Origin of the sequence: Streptomyces sp. NPDC002133, from assembly GCF_040296405.1 — a bacterium.
Taxonomy (GTDB): domain Bacteria; phylum Actinomycetota; class Actinomycetes; order Streptomycetales; family Streptomycetaceae; genus Streptomyces.
The window spans coordinates 204,823-218,525 of sequence record NZ_JBEOXF010000006.1 but is presented as its reverse complement, the minus strand read 5'-3'; the positions used below and the strand labels follow the sequence as shown (position 1 = coordinate 218,525).

Annotated in this window: 10 protein-coding genes and 1 pseudogene; 2 read left to right on the top strand and 9 right to left on the bottom strand. The window is 69.6% G+C overall.

Annotation, left to right across the window (positions count from 1 at the left end; genetic code table 11):
* Window position 1: 1 nt before the first annotated feature.
* The 8 genes and pseudogenes from ABT078_RS10435 to ABT078_RS10400 all read right to left on the bottom strand — a co-directional run bounded on the left by ABT078_RS10435 (window position 2) and on the right by ABT078_RS10400 (window position 8,120).
* Window positions 2–481 (bottom strand): cation:proton antiporter regulatory subunit, encoded by a 480-nt coding sequence (locus tag ABT078_RS10435; protein WP_351225930.1) that lies wholly within the window; start codon window positions 479–481, stop codon window positions 2–4.
* A gap of 320 nt (window positions 482–801) precedes the next feature.
* Window positions 802–1,125 (bottom strand): annotated as a pseudogene (locus tag ABT078_RS10430) (PucR family transcriptional regulator); the annotation flags it as partial.
* Between the two features lie 110 nt (window positions 1,126–1,235).
* Entirely contained in the window at window positions 1,236–1,937 is a 702-nt protein-coding gene (locus ABT078_RS10425) for an alpha/beta hydrolase (protein ID WP_351225928.1), read from the bottom strand.
* Window positions 1,938–2,325: 388 nt separating this feature from the next.
* Entirely contained in the window at window positions 2,326–3,093 is a 768-nt protein-coding gene (locus ABT078_RS10420; RefSeq protein ID WP_351225926.1) for a class I SAM-dependent methyltransferase, read from the bottom strand.
* Window positions 3,090–4,625: a glycosyltransferase family protein gene (locus ABT078_RS10415; protein WP_351225924.1), complete on the bottom strand. Its 1,536-nt coding sequence runs from the start codon at window positions 4,623–4,625 to the stop codon at window positions 3,090–3,092. Before ABT078_RS10415 ends, ABT078_RS10420 begins: the two co-directional genes overlap by 4 nt.
* A gap of 626 nt (window positions 4,626–5,251) precedes the next feature.
* Window positions 5,252–5,452: a hypothetical protein gene (locus ABT078_RS10410; RefSeq protein ID WP_351225922.1), complete on the bottom strand. Its 201-nt coding sequence runs from the start codon at window positions 5,450–5,452 to the stop codon at window positions 5,252–5,254.
* Window positions 5,453–5,650: 198 nt separating this feature from the next.
* Window positions 5,651–7,090 carry a dihydrolipoyl dehydrogenase family protein gene (locus ABT078_RS10405; protein WP_351225920.1) on the bottom strand — a complete coding sequence of 480 codons (1,440 nt, stop codon included), beginning with the start codon at window positions 7,088–7,090 and terminating at the stop codon, window positions 5,651–5,653.
* Between the two features lie 556 nt (window positions 7,091–7,646).
* The gene (locus ABT078_RS10400) at window positions 7,647–8,120 is read right to left on the bottom strand and encodes a VOC family protein (RefSeq protein WP_351225918.1); all 474 of its coding nucleotides are present in this window, start codon (window positions 8,118–8,120) and stop codon (window positions 7,647–7,649) included.
* Window positions 8,121–8,871: 751 nt separating this feature from the next.
* Between ABT078_RS10400 and ABT078_RS10395 the strand changes: the two genes are divergently transcribed.
* Window positions 8,872–9,348, top strand: coding sequence for a MarR family winged helix-turn-helix transcriptional regulator (locus tag ABT078_RS10395; protein ID WP_351225916.1), 477 nt, complete (start codon window positions 8,872–8,874; stop codon window positions 9,346–9,348).
* Window positions 9,349–9,623: 275 nt separating this feature from the next.
* Here the strand turns inward: ABT078_RS10395 and ABT078_RS10390 are convergent, their stop codons facing one another.
* Window positions 9,624–10,979 carry a mycothione reductase gene (locus ABT078_RS10390; protein WP_351225914.1) on the bottom strand — a complete coding sequence of 452 codons (1,356 nt, stop codon included), beginning with the start codon at window positions 10,977–10,979 and terminating at the stop codon, window positions 9,624–9,626.
* Window positions 10,980–11,305: 326 nt separating this feature from the next.
* Here ABT078_RS10390 and ABT078_RS10385 point away from each other — a divergent pair, with 326 nt between their 5' ends.
* Entirely contained in the window at window positions 11,306–13,612 is a 2,307-nt protein-coding gene (locus ABT078_RS10385) for an ATP-binding SpoIIE family protein phosphatase (protein ID WP_351225912.1), read from the top strand.
* The last annotated feature ends 91 nt before the right edge of the window (window positions 13,613–13,703 follow it).

The following is a 13,703-nucleotide window of genomic DNA, read 5'->3' as shown; positions in this document are numbered from 1 at the left end:
TTCAGCCCTGGACGATCTGTTCCACGCCCGCGATTCCCTCGTGAGTACCGATCACCACCAGGATGTCCCCTCCGGCGAGAACTTCCTGGGGGGTGGGTGAGGCGATCACGTCGTCGCCGCGGACGACAGCGACGATCGACGCTCCGGTGCGTGTGCGAGCCCGGGTGTCGCCCAGCGCCCGGCCGTCATACGCACTGCCCGTCTGTACTTCGACCTGCCCGGAGAGCAGTCCTGGCACCTCCTTGGTCAGATCCGCGAACCGCTCGGCGATCCGCGGTGCCCCCAAGATCTCGGCCACCGTGTCCGCCTCCTCGCTGTTGAGCTGGAGCACCGACCTTCCCGCGTCGGGATCCCGGGCCTCGTAGACGACGAGCTCGAAGTCCCCTGTTCGCCGTGCCACGACGCCGATCCGGTCGCCTCGATGAGTGGTGAACTCGTAGCGCAGCCCGACGCCGGGCAGGAGTACCTCGGTGACGTCCATGGGCCCATCCTGCGAGGGCTCAGTGGGAACGGCGCGCGTGGAGGTCCACGTGGGGCACCCCGACCGCAATGCCCTTCGGTTGCCTCCGAGGCATCAGACCGTCCTGGATCAGAGCACGGCACCAGCGGGAGCCGGCAAGCCACCCGACCGAACCAGCCCCGTTGGTCGCCGGGTGAACTCTCCGTCGCCCGGAGACCCTCGCTGAGACCGAACGGCTCGACATCGATACCGTGCGCGCCCTCCGTCCCGAACGGGACGCCCTCGTACGGCAGGCCCGGTCGTTCGCGACCACGGCGAGCGTCATCACAGGCCGCTCCGGATCAAAGCCGCCTGTTGGGCCAGTCGAGCAGGCGTGCGCCGATGACAGCCGTCTGCAGGGTGTAGCGGTGCACGGGGTTGGCGGGGTCGGTGCCGGTGAGGGTGTGGATGCGTTCCAGACGGTAGGTCAGTGCTCGTACGCTCACAGAGAGTCGGCGTGCGGCTTCTGCGGCCACGCAGCCGGTGTCGAAGTAGGCGGTGAGTGTGTCGAGGAGTGGACGGGCTCCGCCGCGCGCCCGTTCCAGAGGGCTGAGGGTGCTGCGCACGAGGTCGACCAGGGCTTGCCTGTCACGGGCCAGGACGGGGAAGACCAGCAGGTCGGCGGCATCGCGGCCGCGGAGACTGCGGCGGGGCGAGGGACGTCGCCATGTACGCCGAGGGCGAGACGACCACCGCCCGCCCCGGCGCGGGCTGCCGCCCCTTACCGGACGACGTCTCAGCGGTCGGCGTCCGCCGTGATCAGCTGGGCCAGCTCTGCGGGCATGGACAGGAAGGAGGAGTGCCCCGAGGCCAGCCGGTACGAGCGCTCCGCGCGGGCCGACATGGCCTCCTGGAACTCCGGTGCGAGGGCCGTGTCCTGCTCGGCGATGATGTAGGTGGAGGGCACGTCCTTCCACGCGGCCGTGGTCAGCGGTTCGCAGAAGGACCGGGTCGTCTGCAGGACCAGCCGCGAGGCGGCGCGCTCCGCGTCGTCCGGGGCGGCGTCGCCGTAGAAGGTGGTCTTCGGATCCTCGTAGTGCCCGAACGCGGACATCGTCGCACTGTCGCTGCCTGAGAACTTCCCCCCGGACAGGCTGTCGATCGACTCGCCCGCATCGAGCATGAAGGCGGAGAGGTAGACGAGCCGGGAAACGTTCGCCGCGTCCGCGACGGCCTCCGTGGCGGGGATGGCGCCGTAGGAGTGCGCGACGACGGTCACCAGCCCCTCGGCGGCCTCCACGCGCTCGCGGATGACGCGCGCGTCGTCGTACATCCCCGCGGTGTTCTCAGCGTCGGCCGAGGCACTGGGCAGGTCGACCGTGTCGACGTGCCGGCCTCGCGCCGTGAGTTCGGGAACGAACTTCTCCCAGCACGAGGCGTTGTGCCAGGCGCCGTGGACGAGGAGGATCGTGGACTTGTTGTTTTCTGCGGTGGTCATGGAATGGCCTTACGTGCACGGAACGGCAGATGGAGCGGCGCCATGGGCGCCACCCGTGTCGAACCTACGGGTGCCGCCCCCGATGGGACATGCTTGCCCGTCCGCCTCTCTTGCGCATGCGTCCGCGGCACTGACCGGTCAGGGAGACCGCACCGGCTTCGGGCATGTCGATGCCGCCGGCAGGCCGGGACGGGCGAGCTCGGCACCGCGGCCGTTGCGGCGGCGAACCGCCGGCGCCGAACTCGCCTCCCGCGCCGACAGACGGATGTCCCGTCACGCGCCGCTGCAACGGCGCGGCCCCTCCGACGTCGGCTTTCGTTTGCCTCGGTGGACAGCCTGCAGGCGCTCGTCGCTCGTCGGTCCCTGCTTCCGGGGCGCCTGACGCGTCTCAGCGCCTCACACGGACCTTGGACTGCTTGTGGGGCAGCTGCTCCCAGTCCTCCATGAGGCAGGCCGAGAGCGAGTGGGAGGCAGCGAGCTCGGTCAGTGTTTCGACGCGGTAGTAGAAGTCCTCGCGCAGAACGTGGTGTTCCTTGGCCTCTGTGCGGTTGAAGGTGAAGTCGAAGAAGGCGTCCGGGGCCATGACCCGCGAAATGTGGCGGAGGCACTCGTCGATGACCTCGATCGGCGAGTGCGAGAACACGCTGTGCGCGTGCACCACCGTGAAGTACCCGGACGGCAGGGTGGAAAGGCGCAGATCGCGGACGAGGGCGAGGTGCGGGAGCTTTGCCTGGAGTCCGCGCGCGGCGAGGGTGTCGCCCGCTGCGAGGAGGATCTCGGGAGAGATGTCGATGCCGTAGTAGTGCCCGGTGTGAAGATGGTCGATGAATCGCCAGCCTGCGCGAAGATTGCCGCAGCCGATCTCCAGCATCCGGTCCTCACGGGTGAGCCCGTGCTGCAGCAGATAGTCGAACTGCATCTCGCCGAGCGCGAGCCAACGCTCCTCGGTCGCGCTGCCGACCGCGGCTGATGGGCTCTTGGCGGTGTCCGCCTTCATCACGGCGCGGTAGTAGGCCACGTGGTCGCGGGCGTTGAGCCGCAGCCTCCAGTCGCGGCCGAGTCGGCGCAGATACGGCACGACGCGGTCGGGGTGCCGGGAGGCATAGCGGAGTCTGTGGCCGAGGCGGGCGCGATTGCCGGTGCGGGGCGCGGTCATCTTGGGGTGTCTCCCTCCGTGTGGGTCGTACCGGGTGCGAGGTAGGCGGCGTAGTGGTCCCGGCCGGGGGCGTGCGGCAGGGGTACCAACCGCCAGGTCCGGGCGTACGGAGGCGGGGCGCCGTGGGCGGCCACGATGACGGCCACCGGCATGCGGCGCGCGGCTGCGGCGATGCCGTCCGGGGAGATGCTGGCGTCGTGGCCGCCGGGCTGGCGGGAGGAGCAGCCCGCGTAGTAGGCGATCGGTACGGCCTGATGGCCACTGACCATGCAGGGCGGACGCACACCCAGCCGGTGCAGCGCGGAGGAGATCGCGGTGAAGTTCTCGCGGGTGGAACGGCTGCCGGCGACCGCGCGGGAGAGTACTGCGTACTGCACGCCGAGATGGGCGACGATTCCGACGGCGAGCAGGATCGCGGTCACCGGTCTCAGCGCCGGGCGGACCGAGGTCAGCAGGAACACGAAACATTCAGCCGCGGGGACGGCCAGCAGGGCGTAGGCGGGGAGCAGGAAGCGGGGCGCCGCGTAGCCGATCGTGAACAGGTACGGCGCTGCCAGCGCTGCCGCGGTCACGGTCGCCACCACCGCAGCGGCGCCCCGGCGGGCGCGGAACGCGGCGGCGATGCCGCCGAGGACGAGCAACGGCAGCACGAACCACCACACAGCAGTGATCGGGTACTGCCAGGGCACATCGCATGGTCGGCAGAGCGTGCGCCCGGCCAGGGCCCGCACATGGTCGTCCACGGCCATGTGCCAGCCCATGCTGCCCTGGATCTCGCCGGCACGCCGGAGCCGGGCCGCAAGTCCGCCGTAGTGCGCGTATGCCTCGACGGCCCAGGGAGCCGCACCGAGCAGCAGCCCGGCCACGAGTACGGCCGGCACCGCCGGGCGGCGGCGCCAGGCTGGAACCAGCAGGACCGCCGCGGCGAGCGGCACGGCCAGCCCCACTCCATCCGCAGGCCGCAGCAGGGTCACCGCGAGCACTGCAGCCCCCAGACCGGCGAGTGACGCACGGCACCGGCGGCCGGCGGTGTCCGCGGTGGCACGCAGAAACCAGCCGACGGCGATGAGCGCCCCGAACGCACACCACAGATTGGGCATCACCCGCGGGCCGTAGAACAGGGTGATCCACAGCCCGGCGAACAAGGCGCCCGCACCGGTCAGCACCGGCGTGGGTACGACCTTCCGCCAGACCCACAGAGCCACCAGGAGGACGCCCCCGGACAGCAGGGCAAGAAAGACCCGGATTGCGGTCGTGGACGCGGTGACACCGGCCACGGGTGCGACGAGGTACGAAATGCCCCGTGCGCGGGGCGCACTGAAGAACGCGGGAGGAGCATTCCCGCCGACCTGGCTGACATAGACCGTCTCGTCCCACCCCAGACCGGAACCGGGAACCACGAGGGCCAACTGGGTGACGGTGAACACCACCGCGAGCCCCGCCGGCCAGAGCAGCGTACGAGACGGCGCTCTGCGCGGACGGGAAGCCTCGACGTCCAGCGGCTTCGACACGGGAGGGCTGACGGGTCTCATCCCGCTCACCCTGCAACGGCCTCGCGGAACGGGCCACCCGGGACCGAGCCGGACCCGACCGCCGACGGTGCACCGGGAGCACCACCCGACGGCAAGACCCGAGACCCGCACCGTTGGGGAGCGGCCCGAGTGAGGGACGGCCGTGAGCGTGCTTCTTCGGAGAATGCGATCCGCATTCCTCCGTATCGGTGGTTCGCAGCTGGGCGCCAGGATGGGGTCGTTCTACGGACCGGTTCGCAGGGCGGTCCCACCGGAGCCCGGACATGCCGCGCGTAAGCCTGCCGCTGGTGGATGTGGTCGGTGCGATGAACGGCGCGCCCGCTCTCGTGCCACGGAGGACGTCCGAAGCCGACGCGCCGCATACGGAAGACCCGCCCCCCGGTCCGGGGGAAACCAGGAGACGGGCGTCTCATCCCTCCAACCCCGCGCCGGCCGAAGGCATCCCGTGCTCGAAGTGGATGACCGGCCGACTGCTTCGGTGCACTGACCGGGGTGCAGGAGCCGAGTCCGCGGAGCCCTCATTGCCGCATGGCCGGCGCTGCGCGACTCTGTCCGCGTCCGAAACGCCAGAGAACCCGCACCGCCGACTGCTTGCTGCGACAAGGATAGAGCACTTCCTTGCCCTGTCAACTACCGTGCCGGGTCGCCAGTTCAATGCGCTCACGCTTGCGGACCACAGCGGCGAAGTCACGGCCGGCCATGACGAGGGACGGGACGGACCGGCGCCCGCTCTGCAGGGCTGCCTTGCCGGAGGCGAATCCGAGCGCGACCTCGGCTTCGGAGTTGTGCGCCGGGCAGCGTTCGGTGTCGTCGAAGTCGCCGAACACCTCGGTTGCGAGGGAGCCGGCGAAGCTGGGCCCACGTCGGAAGGGAACCTTCCCGCCGGTGCCGCAGCCGTCCCGGGGGCCCGTGCCGGGGCCTGGGAAGGTGGTGCCGGCCGGGATTGCAGTGGGCTCGACCGTCGGGCGGCGGGGACCGGAACGGGGCGTTGGACCTCGCGCCGGCCCCCGGGCCTGGGCAGCGGGTCAGCCTCGGTGGGTCTCCAGGAGCCGCAGCCAGATTTCGCCGAGGGTGGGGAAGGCGGGGACGGCGTGCCAGAGTCGTTCGATGGGTACTTCGCCGGCGATGGCGATGGTGGCGGAGTGGACGAGTTCTCCGACGCCGGGGCCGGCGAAGGTGATGCCGGCGACGGTGTCCCGGTCGGTGTCGATGAGGATGCGGGCGTGGCCGCGGTAGTCCTCGGTGTACTGGTGGGCGCCGGCGACGTGGGCGAGGTCGTAGTCGACGACCTTGATGCGGCGGCCGCTGTGCTCGGCGTCGCGGGTGGTCAGGCCGACGGAGGCGATTTCGGGGGTGGTGAAGACGACTTGGGGGACGGCGGTGTGGTCGGCGGTGGCGACGTGGGGGCCCCAGGGGGTGGTGTCGATGGGGTGTTGGTTGGCGCGGGCGCCGATGACGGTGCCGGCGATGCGGGCCTGGTATTTGCCCTGGTGGGTGAGCAGGGCGCGGCGGTTGACGTCGCCGACGGCGTAGAGCCAGCCGCCGTCGATGCCGGTGACCTGGAGGGTGTCGTCGACGGTGAGCCAGTCGCCGGGGGTGAGGCCGACGGTCTCCAGGCCGATGTCGCGGGTCTGTGGGGCGCGGCCGGTGGCGAGCAGGATCTCGTCCGCGGTCAGGTGTGTGCCGTCGGTCAGGGTGATCTGCACCTCGCCGTCCTTGCCGCCTTCGCGGGTCAGGGAGGTGGCGGTGGTGTTGAAGCGGATGTCGACGCCTGCTTCGCGCAGGCCGTCGGTGACGAGTTCGCCGGCGAAGGGTTCCATCCGCTCGAGGAGTCCGTTTTCGAGGACGAGCATGGTGACCTGGGAGCCGAGGGCCTGCCAGGCGGTGGCCATTTCGACGGCGACGACGCCGCCGCCGACGACGGCGAGGCGGCCGGGCACCTTGTCGGCGCTGGTGGCCTCGCGGCTGGTCCAGGGGCGGACGGTGTCGAGTCCGGGGATGGGGGGCAGGGCGGCGCGGGTGCCGGTGGAGACGGCCACGGCGTGCCGGGCGGTCAGGGCGATGGTGTTGCCCTCGGGGGTCTGCACGGCTACCTGTTTGGGGCCGGTGAGGCGGCCGTGGCCGCGTATGAGGTCGACGTCGACCGAGTTGAGCCAGTCGACCTGGTCCTCGTCCTTCCAGTACGAGGACATCTTGTCGCGGTGTGCGAGGACCGCCTCGACGTCCAGCGGGCCGGCCACCGCCGGGTTCAGTCCGGGTACGCGGCTCGCGTCCGCGCGTGCCACCACCGGCCGCAGCAGCGCCTTGCTCGGGTCGCAGGCCCAGAACGAGCACTCACCGCCGAGGAGTTCGCGCTCCACGATCACGGTGCTGAGCCCTGCGGCGCGGGCGCGTTCGGCCACGTTCTCGCCGACCGGCCCCCCACCGATGACGATCACGTCGTAGGTGCGGATTGCCTCGTTCATCACTGCTCCGTTCATCACTGCTCTGCTTCTGTAACTCGGTGGGATGGTGCGGCCTTTGTGGGCAGGTCGGGCTTACCGGGCCTCGCACCGCGGCCCATCTGCTGGACTACGGCTCGCCGCCGCCGCAGCGCCCGTCGGAAGGGCTGTGACCGGCGGCCGGCCACGGGCCCTGCGCCGCCGCTTCCCCGCCACCGGACGGCCCGAGAGCCGCACCGTCAGTTCGTGGGGGAACGGGAGCGGATTGCTCCCCACGCGCCGACTGCCTCTCGGCGCCCGGCCCTGACCGCGGCGCGCTGGTCCTTCACCGTGCCGTCCGTGCAACGGCCGCCGGGTCGACGCGGCCCCCGTGACAGGTGGGCCGCCGGGAGGTGGGGCGCACCTTTGCGCCCGACCCCGGAGTGCGAGAGCTGTCAGGCCGTCCTGGCCCTGTTTTCGCCCTGCGCTCGGCGAGGGGATCCGACCGCTGGGCCTCCCCGATGCCGCACCCCAGGGACTGAAAGGGCCGGGCCGCCGTCCGGGCTGGTGACTGCCCGTCCACGTGGGGAGGCTTGGGGGGTCAGCGGCCCGGGAGGCGCTGCGAGACCTCCTGGAGCACCCAGCCGTTGCCGTCCGGGTCGCTGAAGGTGAGGTAGGAGCCGTAGGAGGCGCGCTCGGGGTGCAGGCCGGCCAGCCGCTCCTGTCCGGGGCCGCGGTGGGTGACGTCCCCGCCCTCGTGGCCGTGGTGAAGGAGACCGCCTGCGTCGTGGAAGATCTCGCCGACCTCGATACCGCGGCCGACCAGCTCCGCGCGGGCCTCCTCGATGTCGGAAACGATCAGATACAGGCCCTGGAACGAGCCGGGTGCGATGGGCGTCATCCCCTCGCCGAAGATGATCGAGCACTCGGATCCGGGCGGCGTGAAGTGCACGACCCGGAACTCGTTGTTGGCCGTGTAGTCGACGTCCAGGCGGAAGCCGACCTTCTCGTAGAAGGCCTTGGCCCGGCCGATGTCGGAGACGGGCAGCACGATCATTTCGAGCTTCAGATTCATGGGGGGAGGTGTCCTTGTTACTTGACGTCGGTGAACTACGCATCCCATGCGTCACCGGTTCAACAGGTAGTGGTCGCAGCCAAGGGGCGACTCGCGCCCCCGGCCGCTACGGCGGACGACGGTGATGGCCGAAGGGGTGGCTCATCCGCGCGGTCCAACCTGACAGGAAACCTACCCCCCACTTAACTCGCACGCAAGTAAAGCGTGACAAATTAGAGTGTGACAAAGGTATCTCTGGGCGGACGGGCCCGGGGGTCCGAGCAGGCCCACGCGATTTCGCCGCAGGAGTCCGGGGCGCGCCACGGACAGGCACAATCCCGCCGACGACGATGCGATCAGCGGTCGCCGCATCAGGGCCGGCGCCGGCAGACCGCGGGCGAATGCGGCGAGGTCGGCCAGGCCCTGGGGCTGCACACCCGGGCGTTTCACTCTCCGTGATCAGGGATGGCCACTTCGGGAGCCGGCCCGCCATGGGCCGATCAGGATCCTGGGACCGTCACGGAGCAACCGATGGCACCGGCCTCGGTGCGTGCACAGCCGCTTGCGGACAGCCCCGGGCGGATCGGACATGCGGCCGCGGACCGGCGCCGCCGCGGGCAGCAGTCGGCTTCATGCCGCGACAGTGCAGTGCACTCGGGATCCGTGATGCACTGGCACCGAAACGCCCATTTCAAGTGTGCACAATATAATTGTGCACTAAAACATTGTGGAGTATGCTGCTAGTGCGAAAGATTCACGTGGGAGAGGAGTCATGATGGGCAACATCGAGACGGACGTCGAGCAGGCCGGCGCCGCCACGGCCAGCATGCTGCTCGAGGACCAGCTGTGCTTCGCGCTGTACGCGGCGCAGCGCGCGATGACCAATCGCTACCGCCCGCTGCTGGAGGAACTCAACCTGACCTATCCGCAGTACCTGGTGATGCTGGTGCTGTGGGAGCACGGCGCCCTCCCCATCAAGACTCTGGGCACGCTGCTGCAGCTCGACTACGGGACCTTGACGCCGCTGCTGAAGCGCCTGCAGGCAAACGGGCTCATCCGGCGCGAGCGTCAGGTGGACGACGAGCGCTCGGTTCAGATCTCTCTCACCGAGCAGGGGGTCGAGCTCCAAGAGCGTGCTCGCCCCATCCCCGCCGCCGTGGGGGACGCCGTGGGCTTCACCGCCTGGGAGACCGAGGCTGCCAAGTCCCTCCTGGAGCGTCTGACGGCCAACGTCTCCGCAGGTGACTGACCCGGCCGCCGCCTGCCGCCGATCCTTCGCGGGCGGTTCCCGGACGAAGCCGTCGCCCCGTTGCACACGACTCCAGCACCCACCGCATTCCGCCGCCGCCCACCCCTGCGCTTCGCTGTCGCTGTCAGCCAGGAGTGCGAGGTTCGGCGCAGCCGACACCGGAGTGACCGGGCCGAGTTGACACCGAAGGCTCCCCGGCTCATCCGGTACCGGACGCTCCACGTACCTCACGGACGCAAGCCGCGAACACGCCACATGAGATGGCTTCTTCGGGACTACAAGGCCAGCAGAGCCTGTTCGACGACTTCGGTCAGCGCGGGGTGGATGTACAGCACGTCCTGGGCGATCCGGTCCACCGTCAGGCCCAGTGTCATCGCCTGGATCAATGGCTGAATGAGCGTCGCCGCCTGTGGGCCGATGATGTGGGCACCGAGGATCGTACGATCCAGAGGATTCGCCAGGACTTTCACGAAGCTGGTGGTGTCCTCCAACGCCCATCCGTACGCGGTCTCAGCGTAGCCACGGGTACTCACCAGGTACTCGATCTTGCGCCGCCGCGCCTCCTGCTCGGTCAATCCGACGCCGGCGATCTGCGGGCTTGTGAAGACCGCATGCGGCGCAACCTTGTTGGCCAACGTGCGCACGCCCTGCGGATGGAGCAGGTTGTACCGCACCAGGCGCGACTCGGCATTGGCCATGTGCTTGAGCTGGAAGTGATTCACCACGTCGCCGAGTGCCCAGACCCCCGGTACTGAGGTGCGGTAGGCACTGTCGGTCGCAATGTGGCCGTGCTCGTCAAGTTCCAGTCCGCCGGCAACCGCGCCCAGCCGGTCGGTGTTGGGCCGACGGCCGACGCAGACCAGCAGCGTCGCGGCCCGGACGACATGGTCGCCACCCGGACAGGTCACGGCGACTTCAACGTCGTCACCACGTCGTTCGACGGAGGTGACGGCGGCATCGAGAAGGACGCGATGTCGCTGCGACGCGAGCTCGGTGAACCGCGCCGAGACCTCCTCGTCCTCCGCCATCAGCAGGCGCGGCCCCCGCTGCACGATCGTGACATCCGCACCGAACGCGCCGAATACATGGCTGAACTCCGCCGCGATGAAACCGCCACCGATGACGGCCAGGGATGCGGGCACTTCGTCGATCCGCATGATGGTGTCCGAGGTGTGGTACGGCACGGTGTCGAGTCCGGGGATGTTCGGCACCACCGGCCGTGACCCGGCCGCGACGACGAAGGTGTCAGCGGTGATCCTCTCGGTTCCCACCTGCAGCACCTTCGGCGCGACGAATCGCCCCTCCTCGGTGTACACGTCGACGCCGTTGTCCCTGCGGTAGTTCAGCGCGCTGTCGTGCAGCGGATCGATGCGCTGGAACACCCTGTCGCGGATGGCCTTCCAGTCGACGTGCTCAACGGTGGCATGGACACCGAGCCGCGCTGCCGTCCGCGCGCCCTCGACCGCGTCGGCGGCGACGACGAGCATCTTGCTCGGAATACAGCCTCGGTTGAGGCACGTGCCACCGAAACGGTCCGGCTCCACGACAGCGGCACGCAGATGAGCGAGTTCCTCGTTGAGCAGCATGTTGCCGCTGCCGGCCCCCAGGACCACAAGATCGTATTGCCGCACGCTCGTCCACCTTCCGCGACGAAATGTTCGGCCATACAGCGCATGGCCTCTCCGGAGGCCGCGAGTCCGTTTTACCCGTATTCCGACTTAACAGTCCCTTCCATAAAAAATACCCCCAAGATCCCTGTCGTGGAAAATGGAGCATCGGCGGGCGATGCCAGTGCGACATCAGCCGGTAGCAAGCCCCTTCTGTCCCTCCGGATGTCCACCCCCTGGGAGCACGACAGCCCTGGTGGCAAGCAGGCTGAGCCGATCGGTGCAGCCGTCGGGTGTGCGGGCCTGCCGCAGGCACGGGTGGGCAAGGATGGAGGCGGAGGTGTTTTCGAATGCCCAGCGGTGACGTGCTCGTACTCATCGATGAGAGTGGCCGGGTGGTCGAGTGGGGGCGTCCGGCGGAGGAACTGTTCGGGTGGTCCGCCGAACAAGCGGTCGGCCAGTCGGTGACCGCGCTCATGCGGGTGGTCGCCGCTGACGACGAATGGCGGCGGGAAAGGCTCCCGGATGCGGCCGCGGTGCTGGTCAAGCCGGTGATGCGAGGTACCTCCGTGGTCTGGCAGGTGCTCGCGGCAGGAGACACCGTGTCACGACAGGACGTGGCGATCCTGAAGGCCATGTTCACTCAGTCACCGGTGGTGCTGCACGTGCTCGACGACCAGCTGCGCGTGGTGCGTATGGGCAGCGCCACCCGCGCCCCGCATGACACGCCGGTGAGGGATCTCCTGGGCAAGCAATTCACCGAGGCGTGTGAACTCGAAGACCCCGAGGAAGAAGCCGCCGTGGCACGCAGGGTCCTGGAGAACGGAGCGCCGGTGGTGAACCGGCTCGTCCGGGGCGTCAAGGCACCAGGCCTACGCAAGCGGCGACTCCACTCCGTCTCCTACTTCCGCTTGGAGGGCTCCCACGGCGATGTGCTCGGACTGGTTGCTTCCACGGTAGACGTCACCGAGCGCGAGAACGCACAGAACCGCCTGGCCCTCCTGGACATGGTCCGCACACGAGTGGGACACCGGCGGAACGTGATGAATGTCTGCCAGGAGCTGGTGGATGCGGTAGTGCCCGCCTTCGCGGGCATCGCCGATGTCGAGGTGGTCGAAGACGTCGTCCGCGGCGAGGAGCCTCCCCTGGTCCCCGTCCACCGGAACGTGCCGCTGCGCCGAGCAGCCTTCAAGGGCCACGTCCCGGCCCACCCGGTCGGAGACGTGGGCCCCTTGCCAACGGGCAGCCCCTTCGCGCACGTCCTGTCCGACCTTCGGCCGCGCCTCGTCTCGCTCGCGGAGGACACCTCGTGGCTGGCAGCCGATCCGGCCCGGGCCGACGCCGTCAGGAGGTCCGGTGCGCATTCCCTGATCGTGGCACCGCTGGTGTTGCACGGTCAGGCGCTGGGCGTGGTCAGCTTCTACCGCCACCAGCATGAAGACCCCTTCGATGAGGATGACGTCGCGGTGGCGTCCGCGATGTGTGCGCACGCTGCGCTCTGCGTCGGCTACGCCCGTCAGTACATGCGCGAGTGGATTATCGCGTCGACCGTCCAGCGCAGGCTTCTCCCCCAGCAACCGGCCCCACAACCCACCGTGGAGATCTCCCCACTGCACCTTCCCTGCCCGGAGGGCGGCGGGGCGTGGTTCGACACGATCGCGCTGCCCGGCGCACGGACCGCGTTGATCGTCGGCGACGTGGCAGGGCAGGGCATTCCCGCCGCCATCATGATGGGACTCCTGCGGACGGCCGTCCATACACTCGCCGCCCTGGACCTGCAGCCCGACGAGCTGCTGGCCCGCTTGAGCGACACCACAGCCCGTCTCGCCGCCGCGCGCGCCGCGCTGCCTCCCACGGATCCCCTCAACCGTGAGCCGCTCACCGCCCGCTGCGCCATCGCGATCTACGACCCGGTCGATCTCACCTGCACCATCGCCCGCGCCGGTCTCCCGGAGCCAGTCGCCGTATTCCCCGACGGCACCTCGGCCGGCCTGGCCGTGCCCCCAGGTCCCCCACTCGCCGGAAGGGACACCGCCCCCTTCCCCGCGACCACCGTCGACCTCCCCGAGGGAAGCGTCCTCGCGATGGGCACGGCCGCGCTCGCCGATATGTTCCTGGCGCCATCCGGTCCACTACGTCCACTCCTGGACGGCGCCGGCACAAAGCCCCTGCCCAACCTGAGCGACGACATCGCGCACGCACTCACAAACAGCCACGGGACCGGCGAGACGCTGATGCTGCTCGCCCGCACAAAGGCGCTGCCCACGGATCGGGTACTGACCCGCTCGCTACCCGCGGACCCCGAGGCCGCACCGATCGCCCGCGCAGCGGCCCGCCGCCAACTGGAGACCTGGGGTGTGGACGAGGAAACCGCGTTCACCACCGAACTCATCGTCAGCGAACTCGTCGGCAACGCGATCCGCTACGGCGCTCCACCCCTGCAACTACGTCTGATCTTCGACCGGATGCTGACCTGCGAGGTCAGCGACACCGCTCCCAGCGCTCCGCACGTGAAACACGCCCGCACCATCGACGAGACAGGCCGCGGACTGTTCATCATCGCGAGCCTCGCCGACCAGTGGGGCACCCGCTACCAGGCGCAGGGAAAGACCGTCTGGGCAGAACAGGCGACAGGGGCGTCGGCCCTCTCCACATGACCCCGATCGCCCACCAGCACAAGCCAGTTGGCCTGACCGCCCCCGCACACACCGGGTCACCACCGGCCCGCCGCCCCCGGCGGTGATTTCC

Coding starts and splice junctions, on each gene's coding strand:
- ABT078_RS10435 (WP_351225930.1), bottom strand. CDS start 481: ATGGACGTCACCGAGGTACTCCTGCCCGGCGTCGGGCTGCGCTACGAG.
- ABT078_RS10425 (WP_351225928.1), bottom strand. CDS start 1,937: ATGACCACCGCAGAAAACAACAAGTCCACGATCCTCCTCGTCCACGGC.
- ABT078_RS10420 (WP_351225926.1), bottom strand. CDS start 3,093: ATGACCGCGCCCCGCACCGGCAATCGCGCCCGCCTCGGCCACAGACTC.
- ABT078_RS10415 (WP_351225924.1), bottom strand. CDS start 4,625: ATGAGACCCGTCAGCCCTCCCGTGTCGAAGCCGCTGGACGTCGAGGCT.
- ABT078_RS10405 (WP_351225920.1), bottom strand. CDS start 7,090: ATGAACGAGGCAATCCGCACCTACGACGTGATCGTCATCGGTGGGGGG.
- ABT078_RS10400 (WP_351225918.1), bottom strand. CDS start 8,120: ATGAATCTGAAGCTCGAAATGATCGTGCTGCCCGTCTCCGACATCGGC.
- ABT078_RS10395 (WP_351225916.1), top strand. CDS start 8,872: ATGATGGGCAACATCGAGACGGACGTCGAGCAGGCCGGCGCCGCCACG.
- ABT078_RS10385 (WP_351225912.1), top strand. CDS start 11,306: ATGCCCAGCGGTGACGTGCTCGTACTCATCGATGAGAGTGGCCGGGTG.